Source organism: Floridaenema flaviceps BLCC-F50, from assembly GCF_041929275.2.
Classification (GTDB): domain Bacteria; phylum Cyanobacteriota; class Cyanobacteriia; order Cyanobacteriales; family Aerosakkonemataceae; genus Floridanema; species Floridanema flaviceps.
Genome location: NZ_JBHFNR020000001.1, coordinates 612,692 through 631,878 on the forward strand (window position 1 = coordinate 612,692; position 19,187 = coordinate 631,878).

Genomic DNA, 19,187 nt, shown 5'->3' on the forward strand with positions numbered 1-19,187 from the left:
ACTTCTAAAACTGTTGTCCAACAAAAATAGAGCGAACTTCACCATTTCTGCGGATGACAGCTTCGGAATTTTCGTTGTTAATTTCTACCAAAGTCCAACCACTAGAACCAATGCTTTCCCCAACATAAACTCGCCGGGAAACACCAGCAACTTCAAAGATACCGCTGACCTTTCTCCCAAAACTAAAACTCCGCGCAAACTATACTGATTACCAGGAGTAGAAGCGGTAGCTTGTGGAGACCGATTTCTAAAAGTAGGTTGCATAGTAGGTGAAGGAGGAACTGCAACTACTCTAGGAGATTCTGATGCAGCTTGGGTTGGGGAAGGGTTTGGTTTAGCAGCAACAGTTGTCGGTCTGGCAGTCGGTGAAGGTAAAGCGGTTTGAGTTGGGGAAGGGGTTGGTTTAGCAGCAGCAGTTGTCGGCCCAGCAGTGGGTGAAGCGGTTTGAGTTGGTAAAGCAGCACTAAGTCTGGGAACAGTTGGCGCAGTTGCTACAGGACGGGAAGTTGGTCTAGCTTCAGGTTTCGGACTTGGTGCTGGAGTTGGGGAAGTTGCTTTTGGAGTTGGGGAAGTTGCTTTTGGAGTTGGGGAAGCTGCTTTTGGAGTTGGGGAAGTTGCTTTTGGAGTTGGAGAAGTTGCTTTTGGAGTTGGGGAAGTTGCTTTTGGAGTTGGGGAAGTTGCTTTTGGAGTTGGAGAAGTTGCTTTTGGAGTTGGGGAAGTTGCTTTTGGAGTTGGAGAAGTTGCTTTTGGAGTTGGAGAAGTTGCTCGACTTGGCGCAGCAGCTTGGGGGGAAGGTGTTGCTGCTGGAGAGGGAGGATTGGTGTAAATAATTCTGGGTTGGGGATAAACTGGGATGTAAACTCGTTCTAAAACATTAGGACGGCTAGCATTTTGGGGTAAATTACCGGGAGTCAACACAGGTAATGGTGGTTGAGTCGGTGGAGGTGCTGGGGGAACTACAGGAACTTGCTGGCGATTTTCTGCTTTTTGATCGAGACTTTCTAGCGATCGCTGCATATAATCTACAAAAGCTAAGTCCTTCTGTGAAGCTTGTGTCGCTTTCGGGGTTGAAGCTGAATTATTCTCCAATAACGAATTGAGTCTACCTTGACCTAAAACCCACAATAACAAAGTAATTGCCAAAGAAGCACAAGCACCAATCAACAACCATTTTTCCAGGGACTTCCCTGACTGCTGGCGCTTGGTGAGAGTTGTTTCTGGTTTAGTAATTTCTTCTGCTACTGTTGAACGAGAGGTAATTTCCGCTGGAATGGTGACAGACGGAACAGCCATTTTTGGGAAAGAAACATATTCTGCGGGTTCAGCTGGTATAGTCGGCGTTTCACTACCTGTTTCGAGTATTCTTTCCACATCTGCGAAAATATCGTCCATCAAACGATTGGCGTTCGCATCCATTGACCAAGGTTGGTCTGATTTTCCTTCTAAAGACTTTACCGCAATCTGGTTAGTACTGACTTCCTGTGGCATATATGGCTCATTCACTCCTTGCTGAATTTAACGATAGCGTTTAAAGGTGCGGATGACGCTAGGTGCGAAGCTAAAGTTTCTATAAAAAATATTGCTAGAACCCTAACAATTATAAGCTTCTAATCAGCTATAGCTTACAGCAGATTTTTCGCCTGTTGGTCTTATGTCTTATGTCTTATGTCATTGGTTCTTAGTCCTTGGTCATGGAAAAGCTTATAGCTCGTGCTTCTAAATTTAAGTAAATTGGTAAAAACCATCACCTTAAATTTTCACACCTTATCGCTGCCATAAAAAGAACATTGCGCTTGTGCATCTATTCCCTTTCCCGATGGTTGGTACAGAAAAACCCTTTCTACTTGAAACCATTCTCCATCTTTAAACACACAATCTCCCACTCTGGGAATTATCCGATAAGCTTTCACCCACTCTTTATCTTCAGTAGGTGCGCTTTCAGTGTTTTGATGTTCAAAAGATGCGTAATAAACGAATTGAATTAAGTATGTCTCCATAAAAATTTTGCCTAAAACCCCAGACATTATACGCAACTGGTAAAATTATTGCCGGAGAATTTCCATTAATTAGTACGTTGTTGCGCTTTAGCGCTCTTATTTTATTTGGTAATAAGAGCGCTGAAGCGCAACAACATACTTATGGAGTTTATTCGACACCTGCTGTACTTAACTGACGGGAACGAATTTCTAGATACACCAACAAGGCGTTAACATCTGCTGGGTTAACTCCACCAATTCTCGCCGCTTGTCCAATAGTTAAAGGTTTAACTTTTGTCAGTTTTTCGCGAGATTCTTTGGAAAGTGTTTCAATGACAGAGTAATCCAAATCAGGGGGAAGTTTGCGATGTTCGTGTTTAGCGATTTGGTCGATTTGATGTTGCTGACGTTGCAAGTAACCTGAATATTTCAGGTCAATTTCTACGCCTTCCCTTTCTGCTTGGGTTAAGTCAGGATTTGCTAATCCATATTTGTTTAAATCAAGATAATGAAATCCGGGACGACGCAACAGATCTGCTAAGGTAATGGAACCTTTGATTGCTTGTTGGGTGTCATTTGCGATCGCTTTTCCCACATCATCATGTTCTTTAATCCGCTGACTGTACAATCGCTCTTTTTCCGCTGCAATATTCCCTTGTTTCCGGTTAAACAATTCCCAACGACGGTCATCAATTAACCCAATTTCTCTTCCTAATGGTGTGAGTCTTTGGTCGGCGTTGTCCGATCGCAATATTAACCGATATTCCGATCGGCTTGTCAACATCCGATAAGGTTCCCGCAAATCTTTTGTACACAAGTCATCTACCAAAGTCCCAATGTAACTTTGTTCGCGGGGGAAAACAATCATCTCCTGATTTCTGGCAAATCTCGCCGCATTCACCCCCGCAACAAAACCCTGTGCTGCTGCTTCTTCATAACCCGTTGTTCCGTTAATTTGTCCCGCACAAAACAACCCTGCAATTTTCTTCGTCATCAAAGTTGGGTAACACTGAGTCGCGGGTAAATAATCATATTCCACCGCATAAGCAGGACGCAACATTTCGCAGTTTTCCAAACCGGGAAGAGTCCGCAACATTAATAATTGTAGATCTTCTGGCAACCCTGTAGAAAATCCTTGAATATACAATTCAGGAATATCTCGACCTTCCGGTTCGATAAAAATCTGATGACTTTCCTTATCGGCAAATCGAACAATCTTATCTTCAATACTAGGGCAATATCTCGGCCCTTTGGCATCAACCCAACCGCCATAAACGGGAGACAAATGTAAATTTTCCCGAATTAAACGATGAGTTTCTGCGGTTGTCCTTGTCATATAACAAGGTACTTGTTCTCTTTCTATCCAAACTTCCGGGTCAAAACTAAACCAGCGAACTTCCGCATCTCCGGGCTGTGGTTCCATTTTAGTATAATCTACCGATCGCTTATCAACTCTTGCCGGAGTTCCTGTCTTTAACCTTCCCGTTTCAAAACCTAACCGATTCAAAGTTTCCGTCAATCCAACAGCGGCAAATTCTCCCGCACGTCCGGCAGACATTGACTTATTTCCCACCCAAATTTTCCCACCCAAAAATGTGCCAGTGGTGAGAATTACTGCTTTACATCCAAATGCTACACCGAAGTAAGTTTCGACACCAATTATTTCTTCGTTTTTCCCCAAAACTAAATCTGTCACCATGCCTTCGCGGACTGTCAAATTGGGTTGATTTTCGACAATTCGCTTCATTACCGCTGCATATTCTCGCTTATCTGTTTGTGCGCGTAAAGCCCAAACTGCTGGCCCTCTAGAAGAGTTTAGCACTCGTTTTTGCAGGTAAGTGCGATCGGTCATTTTGCCGATTTCGCCCCCAAGTGCATCGATTTCATGTGTTAATTGAGACTTAGCAGGGCCACCCACTGCGGGGTTACAAGGTTGCCAAGCGATTTTATCAAGATTAAGAGTTAAAAGTAAGGTACTACAACCAAGTCGTGCAGTAGCAAGTGCAGCTTCACAACCGGAGTGTCCTGCACCAACAACAACAATATCAAATTCTTTTTGGAATTGTACGGACATAATGGGGTTAAACGTGCGATCGGAGTCAGGGTTTGAGTAACAAGGACTCATATTCGACTTTAGCATTTACATCCGCTCTTTGCACTTTAAATCCTGCTATGATTAATTTTAACGTTTCTGGAAACAAGAAATGAAAATTAATGAATTAACTTATTGCGATCGTGAATTAGAATGGCGGTTTAATCCAATTCATTTTTCCGATTTAACTTTGTTAGTTGGTATATCCGGGGTAGGTAAAACCCAAATTATTAAGTCAATTATAGCTTTACAAGAAATAGCAAAAGGTGGCTCAATAAATGGATTAGAATGGGATATATATTTTTCAATTAACAACGATCGTGAGTATCAATGGAAAGGAAAATTTGAAACAAAAAAACTACCCGCAATGTTGAGTAAAGAAGATGAAAAGTCAGAAGGATTGAAATTTAGGCTGATTTGGGAAGAATTATATTTTAACAATGTTTTAATTATAGAAAGAAGCGACAACAAAATAAAATTTAAAGGTGACAAACTACCTAAACTCTCACCATTTCAAAGTGTAGTTTATCTATTCAGCGAAGAAGAAGATGTTGTTCCTATTCGTAACGCTTTTAATAAAATTATTTATAGTGAAGGTACTAGCTTAGTTAATCCAGTTGATTCAATTAATTATATTCAGTTTGTACAAAACTATAATTCATTAGAAAAAATTCAAAACAGCAATTTTTATATTCAAATTAAATTGGCGTTAGTTTACATCCATGCCCGTGAAGTATTTCAAAAAATTAAAGAAAGCTTTATAAATATATTTAGCCAAGTAGAAGATATTCAAATCCACATTGTTGAAACGGAATATATGCCTTTGAAGTCCCGATACTACCCTTTTGTTTACATAAAAGAAAAAGGAGTGAATCATTGGATACCTCAAACTCATATATCTTCGGGAATGTTTAGAACACTTATGCACATTAGCGAACTTTACTTATGTGCTGAAGGCAGCGTAATTCTAATCGATGAATTTGAGAATAGTTTAGGAGTAAATTGTATTGATGTTTTGACTGAGTTACTCTTAGAAAATCGTAATTTACAGTTTATCATAACCAGTCATCATCCCTATATTATCAATAAAATTAGTATGGAACATTGGAAAATAGTGACTCGTCAAGGTGGAGTAGTTACTGCAAGAGATGCCAAGGATTTTAACTTAGGAAAATCGAGACATCAAGCTTTTATGCAATTAATTAATCTTGAAGAATATGCTGAAGGAATAAAAGTTTGATGAACATTTACTTCCTTGTAGAAGGGAAAAGAACTGAAAGAAAAGTTTATCCAGCTTGGCTTGCTTACCTTTTACCAGAACTCCAACGAGTCCAGAGTTACGATGAAGTAGATAAAAATAATTATTATTTGTTTAGTGGTGAAGGTTATCCGTCAATTATTTACGATCATATTCCTAATGCTATAGAAGATATTCGTTCAATAGGAAAGTATAATTACTTTGTTGTTTGTTTGGATGCCGAAGAGAGTAGCGTTAATGATATTAGAGAGGAAGTTGATGGTTTTTTGCAATCTGAAAAAATTGATTTGGATAATACCCAGATGGTGCTGATTATCCAAAATCGTTGTATAGAAACTTGGTTTCTAGGCAATAGAAAGATTTACACAAGAAATCCTCAAAGTCCACATCTTTTAAATTACACCCGTTACTATAACGTGGAAACAGACTGCCCAGAAAAAATGGGAAAATATCAGAATTTTAACACTCATGCTCAGTTTCATGAAGCTTATTTAAAAGCATTATTTGAAGAAAAACGTATTAGCTATTCAAAGAAAAATCCTGGTGCTGTTTTGCAAGAGTATTATCTACAGGAATTACGAAAAAGAACGGAAGCTCAATTAGAGCATTTACCTAGTTTCCAGTATTTTATAGAATTTTGTAAAATGATTAAGTCACAGTTGCAAAGTTAGGAAACAGAATAATTATCCTACTTCCACATAACGAAATTCTGCATCTTTAGTTAATTCTTCAACTGTCTCCAAATAAGCTTGAAGCGCATCTTTAATATTTTCTAAAGCCTCTTCTTCTGTGTTTACTTGCGACCAACAACCCGTTAAAGCTGGACACCAAATCGCATACCCTTCTTCAGATTTTTCTAACTTTACTTTATAGCGCATCTTTTAGATTACCTTAAATTAAATACAAAATATATTATACTATAATAGTCGTAATTATAGTGCTAATTTGCGGTAACGACATATTTTTATAAACCAAAAACTTAGAATTATAGAAAATTGATCGCACTCGATAATCCCATCTGTTAAAATTGATTATCTAACAAGGCGTAAGTATGACAAAAGTAGATGCAATCCAAGCTCAAAATCGATTAACAGAGATTATAACTAGTGTAGGCGATCGCGGCGACAGAGTTGTAATTGAACAAGAAGGTAAAGCAGTAGCAGCGATTATTAGCTATGAGGATTTAAAGCGATTAGAAACTTTAGAAGATCCCAGAGATGCGGAAATGATGCGGCGTGCTATGGAGGAACATGAAGAATTTGTTACGCTAGAAGAAGTCATAACCAATTACAATGAATTGCACGGCACAGATTTTACCATAGGAAGCATTCTCAATGATAGTAATGATGATGAATTGTATCAGAATTTGTAGGGGTTAAATATGAAATATCTGTTGGCTATTTTATCGTTCGCTTTTGTCATACTAAATGCGGAAGTTGCTAATTCTGAGTTTAAACAACCTGGAGGAATTCCAGCAATGTTCCCTCCAGAATTAACTAAATCCATTACTTTAACAGGAAGTTTATCTGCCTACCAATTTAAAACTTCTAGAGAGCCAACAGTTGCCATCTATCCAAAAAAAGTGGAGTTGAATATGGTTTACAATGGCATAGATGATGAAACCTGGCCTTATAAAAGGATTTTAGCTGTACTTTTAAACAATGTTTGCCAAATTAAAGATGCAAACTTTTCGAGTAATCTAATTGAGCAAACATATCGTTCTCGATCGCTCACTCCTCCTGTAAATTTAGGTGGTAATGCGGGAAGTACGGTTTTAAAGCGACAAAGCGCAACTCGGAATGGTTGCTTGGTTAGAGTTGAAGTTGACGGAGCTCGGTGGCATACAATTACAACTACGATCGCCCCAGCTAGATAGTATGATTGACTACGTGATTTTGGGAAGATTCAAAAATCAAAGATTAAATGTTTTACCCATTAGTCCTACAGAAACTTATTTGACTATTCTTTAAATTACAGTGGTGCATTTCCTCTGGTTTAACATATAATCGAATCGCCTTGTAGGGGATAACTCCTGCGAGCGGGCAAAAACTAACCCAGTGAAGTGACGTTATATTAAAGGACTCTGTGAAATATTTTTTTCTTTCTGATGGTTGGACTTATGGGCGCGTCTGGTCGTCCGAGGGACTGTGGAACGACGCAAACTGGCGACGCAAACCCCACATTCAACGCTTAAACCTTTATTTTGTGCAGCAAAACGAACAATTGTGGCTGTATCGGGTCGAAGATGCCATTTTAACCGTCGAAGTTAAACCTGTAGCCGCAGACCAAATTGAACGGGCGACAAATACGATCGGTCAAGTAGTCCTCAAGCGACTAATCAGCGGCGACCAAGTGCTAGAACGGCTGAGTGCCGCCGAAACAGTTTGTCAAGTAAAAAATATTCAATCGGTCGTATTGTAACTTAAACTTAAAACTGTAACTTGGGGAGTGAACCTAGCTGTGAGTTCAAGTGCTGTCAACAATACAGCGCATAGATATGCTTGCAATAGGCGCACTCAAAAGTTACACTTCTTTAAATACTCTCATTTTGTTAAACTCATTGTTAAACTGCCCAAGGTATCTTAATTAAAGGCAACTTGATCGAGATTTCCTGGACAGCCGCAGCAAACAAAACCTTAACAAACTGCACAAAAGTTCGTTGATCCGACATCACTCATCGAGGAGGAGCGTAGTCAATGGGACTACCCTGGTACCGAGTACATACAGTCGTCCTGAATGACCCAGGCAGATTAATATCTGTACACCTTATGCACACTGCCCTCGTGGCAGGTTGGGCTGGTTCGATGGCCCTGTACGAACTAGCTATTTACGACCCCAGTGACCCCGTTCTTAATCCTATGTGGCGGCAGGGTATGTTCGTCATGCCCTTCATGGCACGCTTAGGAGTAACGGACTCTTGGGGCGGTTGGAGCATCATCCCTGACAAAGCAAATATTAATCCAGGTGTCTGGAGCTTTGAAGGTGTTGCTGCCGCTCACATCGTTCTGTCTGGTTTGCTGTTCCTAGCTGCCGTTTGGCACTGGGTTTACTGGGATTTGGAACTATTCAGAGATCCCCGCACTGGCGAACCTGCGCTTGATTTGCCAAAAATGTTTGGCATTCACTTGTTCTTATCTGGCTTACTTTGCTTTGGTTTCGGTGCTTTCCACCTCACAGGTCTATTTGGCCCTGGTATGTGGGTTTCCGATCCTTATGGCTTAACCGGGCACGTTCAACCCGTAGCACCAGAATGGGGACCAGCCGGATTTAACCCCTTCAACCCTGGTGGCGTTGTGGCTCACCACATTGCGGCAGGTGTTGTAGGTATTATTGCTGGTTTGTTCCACTTGACAGTTAGACCACCGGAAAGACTCTACAAAGCTTTACGGATGGGGAACATTGAAACCGTGCTTTCTAGCAGTATTGCGGCGGTTTTCTTTGCTGCCTTTGTGGTCGCTGGTACTATGTGGTACGGCAATGCTACCACTCCGATCGAATTATTCGGCCCCACCCGTTATCAGTGGGATAAGGGTTACTTCCAACAAGAAATCCAACGTCGCGTCCAAGCTAGCGTAGCTGATGGTGCAACTCTAGCTCAAGCATACGAACAAATTCCCGAAAAATTGGCCTTCTATGATTACGTAGGTAACAGCCCTGCTAAAGGTGGTTTGTTCCGCGTTGGCCCAATGAACAACGGTGATGGTCTAGCTCAAGGTTGGTTAGGTCATCCAGTATTTAAAGATGCGGAAGGTCGCGAATTGAGTGTTCGCCGCTTGCCTAACTTCTTTGAAAACTTCCCAGTGGTGCTGACTGATAAGGATGGCATTGTTCGTGCTGATATTCCTTTCCGTCGTGCTGAATCTAGATATAGCTTTGAGCAAGTTGGTGTGACTGTTAGCTTCTTGGGTGGCGCACTCGATGGCAAGACTTTCACCGATGCTGCTGATGTGAAGCAATATGCGCGGAAAGCTCAATTGGGCGAACCTTTTGAGTTCGATCGCGAAACTTTAGGTTCTGATGGTGTGTTCCGTACCAGCACTCGCGGTTGGTTCACCTTTGGACACGCTGTATTTGCACTGTTGTTCTTCTTCGGTCATATTTGGCACGGTTCTCGTACCATCTACCGTGATGTATTCGCGGGTGTCGATCCCGACCTGTCTGAAGAGCAAGTGGAATGGGGCTTCTATCAGAAAGTGGGTGATAAGTCTACCCGCCGGAACCAACCTATCTAATCTCTTGTTTGAAGACTTGTGATTAAGGTCTAGCGACTAACTAATTTAATTTATTTTGTTAGGGCGTTAGACCTTTCTCTGTTAGTAATTGGTAAAATCTTAATTGGCAGGATAGTCAGGATTTTTTGATATGGAAAGCATTGCTTACGTTCTCATCTTTGCTATTACTCTGGGCGTGCTGTTCTTTGCGATCGCTTTTCGGGAACCCCCCCGCATCGAAAAGAAATAACTCTCTCGTCCTGTAACGGTTACGGTTTAAAATCTGCAACAGCTGTTACCCAAGTTGGTAACAGCTGAATTTGCTGTGTTTACTAAAAAGTTAGGTTTTGTGTCAAAATCTCGATAGAAGGGCGATCGGCTAATCAGGATCAGGAAAGCATTTTTTCCATCTCTGACCAAGATACCGAAGATGCAGCTTAAATCACAATTAGCTTACCAAGCTATTTTAAGTATAAAAGGATTTTACAAAATGCGCTGTCCTTTCTGTAATAACCCAGATAATCGTGTGCTGGAGTCACGTTCAGCAGAAGGCGGACAAAGTATTCGCCGTCGTCGAGAATGTCTTAGATGTAAGCGTCGCTTTACCACTTATGAACAAATTGAATTTGTTCCCGTGACGGTGATTAAGCGAGATGGGAGACGAGAAGGTTTCGATCGCTCTAAACTCTTAAGAGGAATCGTCCGGGCTTGCGAAAAAACTGGCATTCCTCAACTGCGTTTAGAAGAACTTACAGATGAGGTAGAAGCTGAATTACAACAGCGAGAAGTGCGGGAAGTTACCAGCAATGAAATTGGGGAATTAGTTTTGCAAAAACTCCGCTATCTAAGTGAAGTAGCTTACGTGCGCTTTGCCTCAGTGTATCGTCAGTTTCGTGGCATTGCTGATTTTATTTATACCTTAAATCAACTCCGCAACGACAATATTACAGCACGCAAAGAAGGAATCTCGACAACAAATACTCCCAGCACGGAAAATTCTGGCTTAAAGACTGAGGGAACCGAAAAAACTGTAACTTTTATCGCCCATTCTTAAAATTTAATAAACTTTTTTATGCAGGAGATATTCTCTGCTGCTGTCAATCTCAGCAGTTACAGAGAAAGTATTCTGCCATGTCTGGGCGTAAAACCAAGAAAATGGGAAAAAGTAGTTTCACTGGTGCTAGTTAAGATAGAATGATATGTCTGGACTCTAAATCACCTTAGCTGGATCTGCTAAAATATGAGATTTGGAGGGATGAAGGTGTAAACGGCACATTAAAAACGTGCGTATACATCGACAGGAGGCGTAATTTTTCTAAAAACTAACAAGGACAAGGTTCGATTCGCATGGTCAATCAGAAAACAACAACTGCCGATATTGGTTTTACTCTCGACGATTTTGCTGCTCTACTCGATAAATACGATTATCACTTCAATCCAGGTGATATTGTAGCTGGTACTGTATTTAGTATAGAGCCGAGGGGCGCTCTGATTGACATTGGTGCTAAAACGGCAGCTTATATTCCGATTCAGGAAATGTCGATTAACCGAGTAGACGCTCCTGAAGAAGTGCTGCAATCCAACGAAACTCGCGAATTCTTCATTCTTACAGATGAAAATGAAGATGGACAATTAACTCTTTCGATTCGTCGCATTGAGTATATGCGTGCTTGGGAACGGGTGCGTCAGTTGCAAGCTGAAGATGCGACAGTGCGTTCTCAGGTTTTTGCTACCAATCGTGGTGGCGCATTAGTCAGAATTGAAGGGTTACGTGGTTTTATTCCAGGATCTCATATTAGTACCCGTAAGCCTAAAGAAGATTTGGTAGGGGAAGAATTACCACTGAAATTTTTAGAAGTAGATGAAGATAGAAATCGTTTAGTTCTCTCGCATAGACGCGCATTAGTTGAGCGCAAGATGAACCGTTTAGAAGTCGGTGAAGTGGTAATTGGTTCAGTACGTGGTATTAAACCTTATGGTGCTTTTATCGATATTGGTGGTGTGAGTGGGTTGCTACACATTTCGGAAATTTCCCACGAACATATCGATACGCCGCATAGTGTGTTCAATGTCAATGATGAAATTAAGGTGATGATCATTGATTTGGATGCGGAAAGAGGGAGAATTTCGCTTTCTACTAAGCAATTAGAACCCGAAGCTGGGGATATGATCCGTAATCGCGATCGCGTTTACGAAATGGCCGAAGAAATGGCGGCGAAGTATCGCGAACAACAACGGGCGAAGTTGCTAGGTGAAGTTCCACCAGCAGCAGAAGCAGCGGTAGCTGTGGATGCGGTTGCCGAAGAAGATATTCCGCCTGCTGAGGAAGCTGATGTTGTGGATGCAGTAACAGCCGAAGAAGATATTCCGTCTGCTGAGGAAGAAGTGGAAGCTGTTCCAGCTGTTGTAGGTGCTGTGGCTACAACTGAACCGGAAGCAGTTGCAGGAGCAGCAATACCTTCATCTGAAGAATAATTGATTGAAAAAAACTAACGACAAACTGAGAGGGAAATACCCTCTTTTTTTTTACAGGGAACAGGAAAGAATGGGGAGATGGAAAAGGTAATTAAATAATTTTCCTCATCCCCGTAGCATTAGATAGCTCAAAAAAGTAGTAAATCGCCGTAAATTGTAATTAATCGGAATCCACCTCAAGCCTTTTGCTATTTTGTATATCAGTAACGGAAGATTGAGGTAATTTGATGCCTAGAAAGAAAGAGGGCAGGACGATGCTTCTAGCCAGGGTTGACATTGACACCCCAGCAAAGATAAAAGAGATAGCCCTTAAATTGGGCTGTGTTTACGGCGACGACGGCAGCACTGGCAAACTATTAGACGCAGTTGCCAGAGGGGAAATTATCCTCATTAGAGCTATTGACCCCAAGCGATAACTGATATACAATGCTGTTGTTGTCGAAAACTTACATCAATGGCACGAAAGCTAATCTCCAAAACCGAATATGTCGTAACAGGGATTGGCTACTGCGTTGGTGGCGATGTCGAACTAGCTAGAATCCAAGCTAAAAAAGCTGGCAAGTTGCGCTCTGATATCTGGAATAAGTACGGGGGATTGCAGACTTGGGGCATCAACTCTAATCAGTTAATCAAAGACTTCAAGTTGACCAATCCTCCAGAAAAATACGAGTTAGATTATGAGCAATGGGAAAAAGCATTCCAACGCTGTATTGATGAAATACATACATATCAAGAAGCAGTAAAAACCGCAGTTATTCGTCGCATTTATTTGAAGTTTAGCGAAGGAGGGTTTAGGGGTGAATTAGTTAAATCTTTAAACTCATTAGAGTGGATGCAATACCCGTTAATTAATAGATGGGTGCGACAACATTATCATCGAGGGCATACTTGGAAAAATCACCAGATCAATGTTACCGACAGAAAGAAGTCCCCTATCGTCAAACGGGTTTCTCGAAATGTTGTGGAAGTGATAATCAGTGGCGACTTAATCAAGCCCCGTCAATATCAAAAGATTAAATTACGTTTCAAGGTTGGCAGGATTACGCCAACCGGGAACTTGAGAATAATGTTTAATGATGAGGCGGGAAGTGTCGAACTTCATTACAGCAGGATTATCCAAAAGACCGAGAATAGCAATACCTCGTCATCGGGACTGGATAAAGGTTTCACCGAAGCGCTAACTGACTCTGACGGGGTAGTTTATGGTGATGGCATCGGCAAAGTAATGACCCGCGAAGTCAAGAAACGTCACGTAAGAGGCAAGGCTAGAAACAAGCTTTATGCCGTTGCTAAAAACAAAAATAAAAAGCATATTTTTCGGTGCAATTTAGGCAAGAAGCGGTGGAACAGAAGAGAGAAGAAAAAGAGGTCTTGCCTAATAAATCGTATCAGAGAAGGAGTTAATAAGTTTTTCGATTCTCACAAGGTAGCGGTAACGGAAGATTTGAGCGCCACAATCAAGAGAAAAAGCCGTTCTTGCGCCAAGAATCGACAGCTTTCTGAATGGTGTAAAGGAGAAATTCAGAAAGCATTAGAAGAGATTTCCCAGCGTCGCAAATCGTCTGTGGTGTTGGTAAATGCTGCTTATTCATCACAGGTGGATTGTCGTAATGGAACCCTGTTGGGACACCGAGACGGCGATTCATTCTTCACGTTCGACGGGATGGAGTTACAAGCAGATCGTAATGCTGCTGTTAATTTGCTGCAACGAAAAGACGATACCGAAATTACTCGGTTCATGAAAGTTGATGCAATTAATAGTTTACTGCTTCGCAGGACAGCATCTTTCCTCGCTCAAATGGATTTAACGCTCGCCTGTGCAGTTGACTTAGGTTGGCTTTCTTCCAAACACTTGGAGCGTTACAGGCGAGGAAAGCATAAGGCTAAGGACTCGTGCCAAGTGGTTTAGATGTGGCGAGGGAGGATTTGCCATAATCCACCAATACCTCGAACCTCTCAAACCGAAAACAACAGTCAAGCGAAATATTACGGTTTACTCCGTTTTATGGCGTTTTGATTATAGTCCTCATCTCCTTCAAAAAGCAATTTAAATGATTAACAGCCCAGGAGCAAAATACTGTGGTAAGTATTCGTTGTGGAGAGGTAATTTTTCCTGAGATTCAGGGGATAATTTTTGATAAGGATGGGACTTTGGAAAATTCTGCGGAGTTTTTGCGAAGCTTAGCACAAAAGCGATCGGGCTTGTTGGATGCAGAAATTCCGGGGGTTGGCGATCCGTTGTTGATGGCGTTTGGTGTTAATGGTAATCAAATCGATCCGACTGGTTTAATGGCGGTGGGAAGTCGGCGGGAAAATGAAATTGCGGCGGCGGCTTATGTGGCCCAAACTGGTAGGGGATGGATGGAAGCTTTGGCTCACGCACGTCGCGCTTTTACACAAGCCGATCGACAGTTCCAAAATGCTGCACCTTCACCTTTATTTGTGGGAAGTTTAGAAGTTTTGCAATTACTTTCTCAAGCTGGTTTAAAATTAGGCATCCTTTCAGCTGATACTACAGCAAAAGTGGAAGCATTTGTCCAAAGGTATCAGCTAACTGATTATATTCAATTAGCAATGGGAGTTGATGAGGGGCCGAGTAAACCAGACCCGACTTTATTTTGGCAAGCTTGTGAAAAATTAGGAATAGAACCTAGTGCTACTTTGATGGTGGGTGATGCTGTCAGCGATCTGGAAATGGCGCGTCAAGCTGGTGCTGCTGGTTGTATTGGTATTTGTTGGGGAAACTCCAAAGCGACTCATTTGGCGATCGCAGATGTAACTATTGGACAACTAGATGAACTAAACTTTTTTTAGACAATATAACTGATTTTTAGATATCCTCTGAGACTGATTGACAACACTTTTTTGATAATTGTTTACTATATAAAATAGCTGATTATCGCTTAGCAGTTGCCACTTTCCTGACATAAAGTTCTGCTAAATCTATCTTCTGAGAGAGCAAAGAAGCTAAAAACTATTTGTCTTATTTTCCGTCTAGAGATGGAGTAAAAGCTATCTAAGAGATGGATAACATTTGCATAACACAAAAAAAGCTAAAACCAATTTAATTTCTTAGGCAGAAATTTGAGCTTTTTTATTGAATCAGCATCTGCCAACTAAAACGTAGCAAATTAACTGCAAATTAGTTTGAAATACATGGTTAGAATCATTGCTTAGTGCCAGGAGAAAAAATGCGAATTGCTCAAATAGCACCATTATGGGAAAGTGTTCCCCCTCCAGCTTATGGAGGAATTGAATTAGTAGTAGGATTACTTTGTAATGAACTAGTCAAACGAGGACATGAAGTAACTTTGTTTGCTTCTGGAGACTCGATTAGTCTAGCCAAATTAGAGTGGGTTCATCCTCGTGCTTTGCGCTTAGATAGTACAGTCAAAGAATATAACATCTATGAGATGTTGCATCTGAGTCGGGTGTATGAAAAAGCTTCTGAGTTTGATGTAATTCACTCCCACATGGGTTGTTCCGCGTTACCTTTTTCTAAGTTAGTAAAAACGCCAACAATTCATACATTGCATGGGATTTTTACGCCTGATAATGAGAAATTGTTTGCTCATGCTCGCCAGCAACCTTATGTGAGTATTTCTGATGCTCAAAGGGAAGCTCGGTTAAATCTTAACTGCGTGGCGACAGTTTATAATGGGATTGATGTTAGCACATATAAATTTTATGAAAAGCCGCAAGCTCCGCCTTATTTAGCATTTTTGGGGCGTGTTTCCCCCGAAAAGGGAACGCATTTAGCGATTGAAATTGCTAAACGTTCTGGTTGGCAATTAAAGATTGCGGGTAAGGTTGATGTGGTCGATCGCTTATACTTTGAGCAAGAAATTAAACCGCATATTGATGGCGAACAAATTCAGTTTATTGGGGAAGCTAATCACGCCCAAAAAAGTAAATTAATGGGTAATGCAGCTGTGACTCTTTTCCCAATTACTTGGCGAGAACCTTTCGGATTAGTAATGATTGAATCAATGGTGACAGGAACACCTGTAGTGGCGATGAATTTAGGTTCAACTTCCGAAATTATTGCTCATGGTAAGACAGGTTTTCTGTGTAATAGTGTAGAAGAATGTGTAGCGGCAATTGAGCCAGCGGAGCAACTCGATCGCTACAGTTGCCGTCAGCACGTAATTGAGAACTTTAGCGTGCAGAAAATGACTTCGGGTTACGAAGCAGTTTATCAAAAGATTTTGGCAGAACGGTATACCCGAAATGGTCATTCTCGCCCGGTAAAAGCAATGCAATTCATATAAAACTCAACATTAACATAACCACCTAGACTTTAGGTGGATTTTTTAATTTCTTATCGCCTTACCATCACAAGTTATCGCCACGATTAATTTACTTGAAAGTTGCAGGAGAAAAGGATATGTCACAGCTTAATAGACAACCGATCGCACTAATTTCCGATCACGCCGATCCAGCAGCAGAAGTGGTACAACAAGATGTTGGGGGACAAAATGTTTATGTGCGGAATGTGGGAGAAACATTAGCCAAATTGGGTTGGCAAGTTGATATGTTTACCCGCAAAGTTAATCCCAACGATCCGAAAATTGTGCAACATTCGCCTTATTGTCGCACAATTCGCTTGTCAGCAGGGCCAGAGAAATTTATTCATAAGAATGATTTGTTTGCATATATGCCAGAATTTTTAGAGGCTTTTCTCAACTTTCAAAGCAAAGAAGGCACAAATTATCCTTTAGTCCATACAAACTACTGGCTTTCTGGTTGGGTTGGCTTGCAATTGCAAAAATTACGCAATATTCAATTGGTGCATACTCATCACTCTCTAGGTATTGTCAAATATCAAGCGGCTGGTTATCAACCGCCAATTGGTGAAACTAGATTAGCAATTGAAAAACAAGTAAGTGAGCAAGCAAATTGTGTAGTTGCTACCAGTCCTCAAGAACAAGAAGCTTTGCGAAAATTAGTTTCCGAAATTGGGCAAATTCAAGTAATTTCTGGCGGTACAGATATTAGTAACTTCCGGTTATTATCTAAGAGCCAAGCTAGATTAAAATTAGGATTTAATCAAACCGAACAAATAGTTTTGTATGTCGGCAGATTCGATCCTCGTAAAGGTTTGGAAACCTTGTTACAAGCTGGCGCGAACTGTCAGGCAAAGAATCAGGGCAATTTTCGGCTAGTAATTGCTGGGGGAGAAGATCCGCACTCAGAAGGCGATCGAGAAGAGGAAAGAATAAAACTATTAGCTCAAGAATTAGAATTGACGGAAAACATTCTATTTACAGGTCGCTTAAATCATGATATTCTACCCTTTTACTATGCAGCGGCTGATGTTTGTGTAGTTCCTAGCTATTATGAACCCTTTGGTTTAGTGGCAATTGAAGCTATGGCTTGCGGTACGCCTGTAGTAGCTTCCAATGTTGGTGGCTTGAAGTTTACTGTTATTCCTGAAGAAACAGGTTTGTTAGTACCACATAATGATATTGCTGGTTTTGCTGCGGCAATCGATCGGATTTTAACTGATGATGTTTGGGCGAAAAAAATGCGGAAGCAAGCTTCGCTAAGAGTGAGACAAAACTTTAGTTGGGCTTATGTAGCAGGACAGTTGAGCGATCTTTATCGTTGTTTGTTGGCTAAGTCAATTATGAATCAAGAATTGTGGGAAATACATTTACCAACTCGTTGGTCAACTAATGCTTCTCAGGTAGAGGTTTCTCCCGTAGGAGCGGCAAAATTGGGTAAAGTTTCTTAAAGTTTAGGGATCAAGAGTCGAGAATACTAAGTAAGTGTTACCGATCCTCGACTCTAGTGTAATTAAGTAATCAAGAATTTTTCGATCGCCTTTTTTGCGATATGCCTGTTCTGTGATATATTTAACAATTGTATAACTCTGTTGATGAGAATCTATTGTAATATCCAACTCTAGACAGAGGTAAATACTGTGTTTGATGTGCTACAAGATAAGTTGATAAGCACATCAGCCAATTAACGTTATTTTAGAGTAGCCAATGCCAGCCTCAGCGCAATCTTCACTGCAAAAGGTGTTTGATTACACCATGCTTGATGCAGAAACCAGTTTATTTATTCAGCAACAAACTGGGGAAATTCGAGCGCTCATGAAGCGCACTGCACAAGATATCATCGAGATCGGACAAAAGTTAATTTTAGTTAAAGAGAAACTCGCCCACGGGAGATTCTTAGATTGGATAGCGGCTGAATTTGAGTGGAGCTATCCCACAGCGGCGAGATTTATGCAGGTAGCGAATTCGTTTAGAAAAACTTATCAAATTGACAAATTTGCTGCATCTGCCTTATATGTTCTAGCGGCACCGTCAACGCCAGCAAGTGCGCGATCGGAAGCGATCGCTCGTGCGGAAGCAGGGGAACCAATCACCTATACGATCGCCAAAGAAATTAGGCAAAAACATAGTTTACCGGGCAATAAATCTAAAACCGAATCAGTTCCAGCAGTGCAATCAGTTCCAGCATTAAAGCCTGTTCCGGTGCAATTACCTGCCAATGAATCGCGTCCAAAAGTAGAAATTGTCGCCACTCGTCCCGCCAAAGAACCAGTGACGATATTAAAGAAAGAAAAAGAAGTTGAATTACCGGAAATTAAACGAGTAATTCCCATTTCTGTAACAACAACCTCAAATGTGCCAATTTCTCATCAGCCATCTCCCACTGTTGCCAGACGCGAATCAACAGGAATATGGTGGCAGTTAGGTAGAAGACATTTACTGTATTGTGGCGATCCTAATTCCGCAGAATTTATCCAAAAAGTTCCTCATCATGCGGGATTATTATTAGGTTTTCCTGGGGTCAAAGATTGGCAGTCAACCATTCTGGCCGAAAATCGAATTATTGTCACAAAAAACCTACCGCAGTCTAAAGATATTCGGCTGTTTGAAGACACTCTGGAATCAATTATTTTGCTTTACACAGAATTGGGAGAAACAGTAATTGTTTGTTACTTGCCCTATCCAGAAATTCTCTCAACCATTAATCGTTTAGATCGGCTAGCGATATTTGCTGAACCAGATCCTAAACGAGTCAATGAAATTATTACTGATTGGAAAGCTGGAGGATTGAAGGCAGAGAAAATTGATTTTTGAAAATTTTCCTCAAGGGTGCATTCACTAAACTAGTGCCGCAATGCGTAAATCAACCAAGCATTCAAAATCCTAAAT

Annotated in this window: 19 protein-coding genes; 15 read left to right on the forward strand and 4 right to left on the reverse strand. The window is 41.1% G+C overall.

The genetic code is table 11. The features are described 5' to 3' along the window. Positions 1-84: 84 nt before the first annotated feature. The 3 genes from ACE1CI_RS02855 to mnmG all read right to left on the reverse strand — a co-directional run bounded on the left by ACE1CI_RS02855 (position 85) and on the right by mnmG (position 4,101). Positions 85-1,488, reverse strand: a complete 1,404-nt coding sequence (locus tag ACE1CI_RS02855; RefSeq protein WP_496615207.1) for a hypothetical protein — start codon at positions 1,486-1,488, stop codon at positions 85-87. Between the two features lie 269 nt (positions 1,489-1,757). Then, the gene (locus tag ACE1CI_RS02860) at positions 1,758-1,997 is read right to left on the reverse strand and encodes a hypothetical protein (RefSeq protein ID WP_413262860.1); all 240 of its coding nucleotides are present in this window, start codon (positions 1,995-1,997) and stop codon (positions 1,758-1,760) included. Between the two features lie 148 nt (positions 1,998-2,145). Then, a complete protein-coding gene (gene mnmG / locus ACE1CI_RS02865) occupies positions 2,146-4,101 on the reverse strand; it encodes a tRNA uridine-5-carboxymethylaminomethyl(34) synthesis enzyme MnmG (protein WP_413262861.1) in 1,956 nt (651 codons plus the stop codon). 79 nt (positions 4,102-4,180) lie between these two features. Here mnmG and ACE1CI_RS02870 point away from each other — a divergent pair, with 79 nt between their 5' ends. Further along, entirely contained in the window at positions 4,181-5,308 is a 1,128-nt protein-coding gene (locus ACE1CI_RS02870; protein ID WP_413262862.1) for an AAA family ATPase, read from the forward strand. Next, positions 5,308-5,997: a hypothetical protein gene (locus ACE1CI_RS02875; protein WP_413262863.1), complete on the forward strand. Its 690-nt coding sequence runs from the start codon at positions 5,308-5,310 to the stop codon at positions 5,995-5,997. Before ACE1CI_RS02870 ends, ACE1CI_RS02875 begins: the two co-directional genes overlap by 1 nt. Before the next feature lie 12 nt (positions 5,998-6,009). Here the strand turns inward: ACE1CI_RS02875 and ACE1CI_RS02880 are convergent, their stop codons facing one another. After that, the gene (locus tag ACE1CI_RS02880) at positions 6,010-6,204 is read right to left on the reverse strand and encodes a type II toxin-antitoxin system HicB family antitoxin (RefSeq protein WP_413262864.1); all 195 of its coding nucleotides are present in this window, start codon (positions 6,202-6,204) and stop codon (positions 6,010-6,012) included. Positions 6,205-6,377: 173 nt separating this feature from the next. Here ACE1CI_RS02880 and ACE1CI_RS02885 point away from each other — a divergent pair, with 173 nt between their 5' ends. From ACE1CI_RS02885 to ACE1CI_RS02945, 13 genes are all read left to right on the forward strand, one after another. After that, positions 6,378-6,698 (forward strand): type II toxin-antitoxin system Phd/YefM family antitoxin, encoded by a 321-nt coding sequence (locus tag ACE1CI_RS02885; RefSeq protein ID WP_413262865.1) that lies wholly within the window; start codon positions 6,378-6,380, stop codon positions 6,696-6,698. 9 nt (positions 6,699-6,707) lie between these two features. Continuing rightward, the gene (locus ACE1CI_RS02890) at positions 6,708-7,202 is read left to right on the forward strand and encodes a hypothetical protein (RefSeq protein ID WP_413262866.1); all 495 of its coding nucleotides are present in this window, start codon (positions 6,708-6,710) and stop codon (positions 7,200-7,202) included. Positions 7,203-7,411: 209 nt separating this feature from the next. Next, positions 7,412-7,747 carry a hypothetical protein gene (locus tag ACE1CI_RS02895; protein ID WP_413262867.1) on the forward strand — a complete coding sequence of 112 codons (336 nt, stop codon included), beginning with the start codon at positions 7,412-7,414 and terminating at the stop codon, positions 7,745-7,747. A gap of 275 nt (positions 7,748-8,022) precedes the next feature. Further along, positions 8,023-9,558 carry a photosystem II chlorophyll-binding protein CP47 gene (gene psbB, locus ACE1CI_RS02900; protein ID WP_413262868.1) on the forward strand — a complete coding sequence of 512 codons (1,536 nt, stop codon included), beginning with the start codon at positions 8,023-8,025 and terminating at the stop codon, positions 9,556-9,558. Between the two features lie 130 nt (positions 9,559-9,688). Then, entirely contained in the window at positions 9,689-9,787 is a 99-nt protein-coding gene (locus tag ACE1CI_RS02905; protein ID WP_413262869.1) for a photosystem II reaction center protein T, read from the forward strand. 240 nt (positions 9,788-10,027) lie between these two features. Continuing rightward, a complete protein-coding gene (nrdR, locus tag ACE1CI_RS02910) occupies positions 10,028-10,591 on the forward strand; it encodes a transcriptional regulator NrdR (protein ID WP_413262881.1) in 564 nt (187 codons plus the stop codon). Between the two features lie 293 nt (positions 10,592-10,884). Then, positions 10,885-12,012, forward strand: a complete 1,128-nt coding sequence (locus ACE1CI_RS02915; protein WP_413262870.1) for a 30S ribosomal protein S1 — start codon at positions 10,885-10,887, stop codon at positions 12,010-12,012. 254 nt (positions 12,013-12,266) lie between these two features. Continuing rightward, positions 12,267-12,428 (forward strand): hypothetical protein, encoded by a 162-nt coding sequence (locus tag ACE1CI_RS02920; protein ID WP_413262871.1) that lies wholly within the window; start codon positions 12,267-12,269, stop codon positions 12,426-12,428. 38 nt (positions 12,429-12,466) lie between these two features. Beyond that, on the forward strand, positions 12,467-13,921 hold the full coding sequence (locus ACE1CI_RS02925) for a hypothetical protein (RefSeq protein ID WP_413262872.1): 1,455 nt from the start codon (positions 12,467-12,469) through the stop codon (positions 13,919-13,921). Positions 13,922-14,091: 170 nt separating this feature from the next. Continuing rightward, positions 14,092-14,826: an HAD family hydrolase gene (locus tag ACE1CI_RS02930; protein ID WP_413262873.1), complete on the forward strand. Its 735-nt coding sequence runs from the start codon at positions 14,092-14,094 to the stop codon at positions 14,824-14,826. 377 nt (positions 14,827-15,203) lie between these two features. Continuing rightward, positions 15,204-16,283 (forward strand): glycosyltransferase family 4 protein, encoded by a 1,080-nt coding sequence (locus tag ACE1CI_RS02935; protein WP_413262874.1) that lies wholly within the window; start codon positions 15,204-15,206, stop codon positions 16,281-16,283. A 116-nt stretch (positions 16,284-16,399) separates the two neighbouring features. After that, the gene (locus tag ACE1CI_RS02940; RefSeq protein WP_413262875.1) at positions 16,400-17,749 is read left to right on the forward strand and encodes a glycosyltransferase; all 1,350 of its coding nucleotides are present in this window, start codon (positions 16,400-16,402) and stop codon (positions 17,747-17,749) included. A 256-nt stretch (positions 17,750-18,005) separates the two neighbouring features. After that, positions 18,006-19,112 (forward strand): DUF3102 domain-containing protein, encoded by a 1,107-nt coding sequence (locus ACE1CI_RS02945; protein ID WP_413262876.1) that lies wholly within the window; start codon positions 18,006-18,008, stop codon positions 19,110-19,112. Positions 19,113-19,187: the final 75 nt, after the last annotated feature.

What these genes read in the sequence shown, in the direction of transcription:
- ACE1CI_RS02860 (WP_413262860.1), bottom strand. Translation starts at nt 1,997, where the DNA reads ATGGAGACATACTTAATTCAATTCGTTTATTACGCATCTTTTGAACAT.
- psbB (WP_413262868.1), top strand. Translation starts at nt 8,023, where the DNA reads ATGGGACTACCCTGGTACCGAGTACATACAGTCGTCCTGAATGACCCA.
- ACE1CI_RS02945 (WP_413262876.1), top strand. Translation starts at nt 18,006, where the DNA reads ATGCCAGCCTCAGCGCAATCTTCACTGCAAAAGGTGTTTGATTACACC.
- ACE1CI_RS02855 (WP_496615207.1), bottom strand. Translation starts at nt 1,488, where the DNA reads ATGCCACAGGAAGTCAGTACTAACCAGATTGCGGTAAAGTCTTTAGAA.
- ACE1CI_RS02875 (WP_413262863.1), top strand. Translation starts at nt 5,308, where the DNA reads ATGAACATTTACTTCCTTGTAGAAGGGAAAAGAACTGAAAGAAAAGTT.
- ACE1CI_RS02890 (WP_413262866.1), top strand. Translation starts at nt 6,708, where the DNA reads ATGAAATATCTGTTGGCTATTTTATCGTTCGCTTTTGTCATACTAAAT.
- ACE1CI_RS02915 (WP_413262870.1), top strand. Translation starts at nt 10,885, where the DNA reads ATGGTCAATCAGAAAACAACAACTGCCGATATTGGTTTTACTCTCGAC.
- ACE1CI_RS02880 (WP_413262864.1), bottom strand. Translation starts at nt 6,204, where the DNA reads ATGCGCTATAAAGTAAAGTTAGAAAAATCTGAAGAAGGGTATGCGATT.
- ACE1CI_RS02870 (WP_413262862.1), top strand. Translation starts at nt 4,181, where the DNA reads ATGAAAATTAATGAATTAACTTATTGCGATCGTGAATTAGAATGGCGG.
- mnmG (WP_413262861.1), bottom strand. Translation starts at nt 4,101, where the DNA reads ATGAGTCCTTGTTACTCAAACCCTGACTCCGATCGCACGTTTAACCCC.
- ACE1CI_RS02920 (WP_413262871.1), top strand. Translation starts at nt 12,267, where the DNA reads ATGCTTCTAGCCAGGGTTGACATTGACACCCCAGCAAAGATAAAAGAG.
- ACE1CI_RS02885 (WP_413262865.1), top strand. Translation starts at nt 6,378, where the DNA reads ATGACAAAAGTAGATGCAATCCAAGCTCAAAATCGATTAACAGAGATT.
- nrdR (WP_413262881.1), top strand. Translation starts at nt 10,028, where the DNA reads ATGCGCTGTCCTTTCTGTAATAACCCAGATAATCGTGTGCTGGAGTCA.
- ACE1CI_RS02935 (WP_413262874.1), top strand. Translation starts at nt 15,204, where the DNA reads ATGCGAATTGCTCAAATAGCACCATTATGGGAAAGTGTTCCCCCTCCA.
- ACE1CI_RS02905 (WP_413262869.1), top strand. Translation starts at nt 9,689, where the DNA reads ATGGAAAGCATTGCTTACGTTCTCATCTTTGCTATTACTCTGGGCGTG.
- ACE1CI_RS02925 (WP_413262872.1), top strand. Translation starts at nt 12,467, where the DNA reads ATGGCACGAAAGCTAATCTCCAAAACCGAATATGTCGTAACAGGGATT.
- ACE1CI_RS02940 (WP_413262875.1), top strand. Translation starts at nt 16,400, where the DNA reads ATGTCACAGCTTAATAGACAACCGATCGCACTAATTTCCGATCACGCC.